Source organism: Thiocapsa roseopersicina (assembly GCF_900106925.1).
GTDB lineage: Bacteria > Pseudomonadota > Gammaproteobacteria > Chromatiales > Chromatiaceae > Thiocapsa > Thiocapsa roseopersicina.
In genome coordinates this window covers 1-4854 of record NZ_FNNZ01000061.1, presented here as the reverse complement: position 1 = coordinate 4854, position 4854 = coordinate 1, and the positions used below count along the sequence as shown (strand labels likewise).

Genomic DNA, 4854 nt, shown 5'->3' with positions numbered 1-4854 from the left:
CTGCTCGAGCACTCCCTGCGCGAGAGCGATGTCAAGCGGCGCCTGCGCGAGCTCACGGCCTCCTTGGAGTGGAGCGGGATGCAGATCGCCCCGGAACAGGGTCAGTTCATGGCCCTGCTGGTGGAGCTGATCGGTGCGCAGCGCATCATCGAGATCGGCACCTTCACCGGCTACAGCGCGCTGTGCCTGGCCGAGGCCATGCCGGTCGACGGTACGTTGATCTGCTGCGACCTCAGCGAGGAGTGGACCGGCATCGCCCGCGGCTTCTGGCGCGAGGCCGGGGTCGTCGAACGCATCGACCTGCGGCTGGCACCGGCGCTGGAGACCCTCGATGGCTTGCTGGCACAGGAAGGGGAAGGTCAGTTCGACCTAGCCTTCATCGACGCCGACAAGACCAACTACTCCCAATACTTCGATCGCTGCCTGACGCTGGTGCGGCCCGGTGGCCTCATCCTGTTCGACAACACGCTCTGGGGCGGCCACGTGGCCGATCCACAGGACCAGGAGGAGGATACCCGGGCGATCCGCGCGCTCAACGATCGACTGCTGGGGGACCAGCGCGTGACCCTGAGTCTGGTGCCGATCGGCGACGGGCTGACGCTGGCGCGCAAGCGCTGATCTCCGCGCGCGAGGGTCCACCCGACGGCTCGATGCGGTCACGGCAGGCCGGGCGGCGACATTCGGCTTGCCGCGTTCGGGATCGACGAGGACGGCGCGACGGTTCTCGCCCAAGCGCCCCCGATAGCGATCCTCCTGGACCACGCGTGCACACGCCGCCTACCGTGGAACCCCGCGATAGAGCCCATCCACCCAGTCTCGGAACCAGGCGGGACGCGCGAGCAGAACATACGCGAGCAGCAGTGCAGCCAGCGGGACCACGAAGGCCGCGGTGTCCACGACGACGATCAGCAGGGCGAGAACCAGACGGTGGACGAGACGCATGACGACATCGGGGTTGCCAAGGTTTTCGACATGTTGGAATACCTCCACCATTGCATGCAAACGCATTGGGTCCGGGGGAGTACCGATCGGCCACCCGCTGCGGGGTACGGCCAGCTGGGCTTCTCATGGTCGATCACGCCATCGGACGGTCACGACCCTGCCAACGAGCGCGAGTGTCGGCAAAGTCAAGTAACCGGCCAATGCCGGAGAAAACGCGGGTGACCGAACCATCCTGATACCGGAAAGTCGATCGCGGTTAAACGAGTGACAATCTGCCACCCGAACCGGCCCATGGGTTTGAATTTGCAAACGGCGGCAACGTGCCGAGAAGCGGCCTGTCGCTCAGAGTGGAAGTCCTGCTCTGCAAGGTCACGCGGTTCCTCGGCAGTTACGGAGCAGCTCTTGCGCGTAGCTGGCATTGGTGGCCGTGATGTCGTCGTTCGGCGCCAGCGATAGGGCCGCCTGAAATAGGGCCTCAGTTTCAAGGAGCAGTCCGCGGGCGGAGTCTTCATCGCCCTGTTCTATTTTGAGAAGGGCGAACAGGGTCAAGCACCGTGCTTTGTTGCGGAGCGCCAGAACATGTTGTGGTGCTCGCGCCAGAGCCTCCCCATAGGCGGCGATGGCGTCTTGGTAAGCCAACTGTGCCCCGGCGTGATCGTTCAGGCTCGCGCGCAACGCGCCGAAACCGCGAAGTGCGTTGCCCTTGTTCATATGGGCGCCGACGTGATCCGGCGCCCGCATCAGGGCCTCCCCATAGGCGGCGATGGCACCTTGGTACGCCAACTGTGCCCCTGTATGATCGCTCAGTGCCGCGCGCAGCTCGCCGAGACACGCGAGGACGGTACCCGTGCTCATGCGAGCGTCGACGTCATCGGGCGCCCGCACCAGAGCCTCCCTATAGGCGACGATGGCGTCTTGGTAAGCGGCCTGCGCCCCGGCATGGTCGCTCAAGGTCAAGCGCAGCTCACCGATCCTGTTGAGCGCCGCGCCCTTGTTGAAGTGGGCGGCAATGTAATCGGGCGCCCGTGCCAAGACTTCTTCGAAGTCGGCGATGGCGTCTTGATAAGCGCATTGCGCCCCGGCTTGGTCTCTCAAGGTCAAGCGCAGCTCGCCGAGCCTCCGGAGGACGTTGCCCTTGTTCATCCGGGCGCCGACATGATCCGGCGCCCGTGCCAGCCCTCCCCCGAAGGCGGCAACGGCGTCTTGGTAAGCGGACAGCGCTTCGTCATAGTTGCTCAGGGCCGCGTGCAACTCGCCGAGCCGCCGGAGCGCGGTGCCCTTGTTGATGTGGGCGCCAACGTGATCCGGCGCCCGCGCCAAGACTTCCCCGCAGGCGGCGATGGCGTCTTGGTAAGCGGACTGCGCCCCGGCGTGGTCGCTCAAGGTCACTCGCAACTCACCGAGATTCTGGAGCGCGATGCCCTTGTTGAGGTGGGCGGCAATGTCATCGGGCGCCCGCGCCAAGACTTCCCCGTACTCGGAGAGGGCCTCTTGGTAAGCGGTTTGCGCCCCGGCTTGGTCGCTCAAGGTCACGCGCAACTCGCCGAGACTCTGGAGCGCGTTGCCCTTGTTGAGGTGGACAGCGATGTCATCGGGAGCCCGCGCTGGTGCCTCCTCATAGGCTGCGATGGCGTCTTGGTAAGCGCAAAGCGATCCGGCATGATCGCTTACGGCAGCGCGCAACCTGCCGAGCCTCGCGTGCACATTGCCCTTGTTGATACGGGCGGCGACCTGATCCGGCGCCCGCGCCAGGACCTCTTGGTATGCGGCGACGGCGTCTTCGTAAGCGTCCTGCGCCCCGGCGTGGTCGCTCAAGGCGGCGCGCAACGCGCCGAGACTCTGGAACGTGTTGCCCTTGCTGAGATGGGCCGCGATGTCATCCGGCGCTAGATCGAGTGTGCGGTCGTAGCCCACGACAGCGTCTCTAAAGGCGGCATCGGCGGCAGGGTAACGGGACAATGCGCTCGCGAGCTCGCCGGCATGCATCGCGGCGGTAGCCTCTGCGAACGGCGTTTCCAGGTGCAACACCGGTCTCAGCCCGACCAGAACCTCACCGAGTCCATAGCGTGCACTCTCGATGGATCGCTCCATCGCCTGGAGCCACTCTTGATAGCCTCGCTCCCAGTCCTGCCGGTTGACGTGATAGATCGCCTCGCAAATGGCCTCGGCGTCGAGAGCCGAACTCTGTTGTGCGCGCTCGCGATACAGGACCTCCAGTGCGGCATGGGCCTCTCGGATTTCATCCGGCGCAATGCCAGCAAAAATGCGGCAGAGCAGGTCGTGGATGCGGTAGCGCTCGGGTCCGGATTCAAGCGTCTCTCGCCAAACGAAGGAGAAACCGGTGAGGATCCGGAAGTCGGCCCGGCTGGCGTCGAAATGCAGGGAGCGCCCAAGAGCAAAGAAGATGTCACGGTCGAATCGGCGCGCGGCGGCCAGTGCCTTGACCGCGTTCTCGATTTCGAGTGTGCAATAGCGCAGCAGCCGGGTAATCAGGATCCGGCCCATGTCCGCTCGGGTCGCATCCGTCCTGGTAGCGAAATCGTCCGGACCGAGACGCTCGCCGCTATCGCGGGCTCGCAGCACGAGGTCGACGGCGAGGCCCAGGTAGAGCGGGTGGACCTGGCCCGGCTCCACCTCCGTGAAGCGAACGATCGCCTCGCGCAGGCTTGCCGCTTCTCCGGAATCCGCGCCGGCATCGGGCGCCAAGGCTCGAACCAGGTACTCTTGGGCATCGGCACGACCGAGATGTCCGACAAGCCGGGTATCGATGCAATCCAGCGGTATGGGGGAGCGCACGGCCTCGGGCCAGCGTGGCGGCTCCCGTCCCGCGACCGCAACGACGATGCCGTGATTAGGCCGGTACAACTCGGCGAAGAACAGGCGCAGCCATTCGTCGCGCTGGAAGTAGGACTCCGTGGACTCGTTATGCCGGCTCGTGCCCCAGAACGACTCGTGGGTATCGAAGAGGAGCACCAAGCGGAGCGGCGCGCCATCGGTCTGCATTTCCGTCGCGAGGTCTTCGCCCAAGATGCTCGGCAGACACAGACGCAACTCGGCGACATCCATCCGCTGGAGACGTGCCAGACGCTCTTGGTCCTGGCCGAGCTTGGCTCGCCACAGGGCGACGTCGCGTGCAAGATGCTTGTTGAATAGACCGATCACCTTGACAGCGAGGCCTACGAACGGGATCTCCGGATCGGTCAGTAAGTCGATCAGCGTTGCGACGAAGTCGGCCTCCTCCGCGGGAAAGAGTGCCTTGATGCGGTCTCTCGAGAGCTGCCCCTGCTTGTGCAGGAACAGGGTGGCCGCGAAATCGAACAAGGGGAGCCTGATCCCGTGGGCGCCCAGCCGTCGACGCAACATCAAGGGGCCGGACCAATCGCCTCGCGGGTCATCCTCGCCGCTGCCTCGCTCGGCAAAATCGTGATAAACGCAGGGAATGGGAACTGCTTGCGCGATTGACTCGAAGCCCTCGGCAAACTCGCGGTCGTCCGTGAGCGCCTGCAACTGCCGCCAGTCCGCGGGATACAGGCGACGGCAGGACTGCTCTTTCAGGAGCTTCAGAAGCAGCGACTTGCCGTTGCCGCCGTCGCCATGAAAGAACAGGAGGCGCTCCGGCGGCGTGTCCGCCTGCACGTAGCAGGTAAACAAGCGACGTTCGGCCATTCGGTTCGTGAAAAGCCCGAGTGCGCGGTCGTGATCCGTGACGCTCGAAAGCGGTCGGATAGGCATAAGAGTCATCTCCCTAAAGCCCCTTAGGGCTAGCTTGCCGGTATGCTGTGCACTTCGTCCAGTGGTCTGGCGGCGACCGATCACGTGAGTGCGGTCAGCGATTTTGATGGTTTCGCGATCAAGTTGCGTGATAGGGGTCGGCGAAGCGCTCCCCCGGTCTCGCGCGGCCGGGGTGTGGGC

At 64.8% G+C, this 4854-nt stretch carries 3 protein-coding genes; 1 reads left to right on the top strand and 2 read right to left on the bottom strand.

From position 1 onward, the window contains the following. The coding region (locus BLV04_RS23990) for an O-methyltransferase (RefSeq protein WP_217633794.1) at positions 1-618 on the top strand (618 nt) is incomplete at its 5' end. 159 nt (positions 619-777) lie between these two features. Here the strand turns inward: BLV04_RS23990 and BLV04_RS25190 are convergent. Both BLV04_RS25190 and BLV04_RS23980 read right to left on the bottom strand, forming a co-directional pair. Further along, positions 778-942, bottom strand: a complete 165-nt coding sequence (locus tag BLV04_RS25190) for a hypothetical protein (protein WP_175534793.1) — start codon at positions 940-942, stop codon at positions 778-780. A 369-nt stretch (positions 943-1311) separates the two neighbouring features. Further along, on the bottom strand, positions 1312-4674 hold the full coding sequence (locus BLV04_RS23980) for a tetratricopeptide repeat protein (protein ID WP_175534792.1): 3363 nt from the start codon (positions 4672-4674) through the stop codon (positions 1312-1314). Positions 4675-4854: the final 180 nt, after the last annotated feature.

Bases quoted from the DNA above. Each gene is read 5' to 3' on its own strand.
- BLV04_RS25190 (WP_175534793.1), bottom strand. From the start codon at position 942: ATGCGTCTCGTCCACCGTCTGGTTCTCGCCCTGCTGATCGTCGTCGTG.
- BLV04_RS23980 (WP_175534792.1), bottom strand. From the start codon at position 4,674: ATGCCTATCCGACCGCTTTCGAGCGTCACGGATCACGACCGCGCACTC.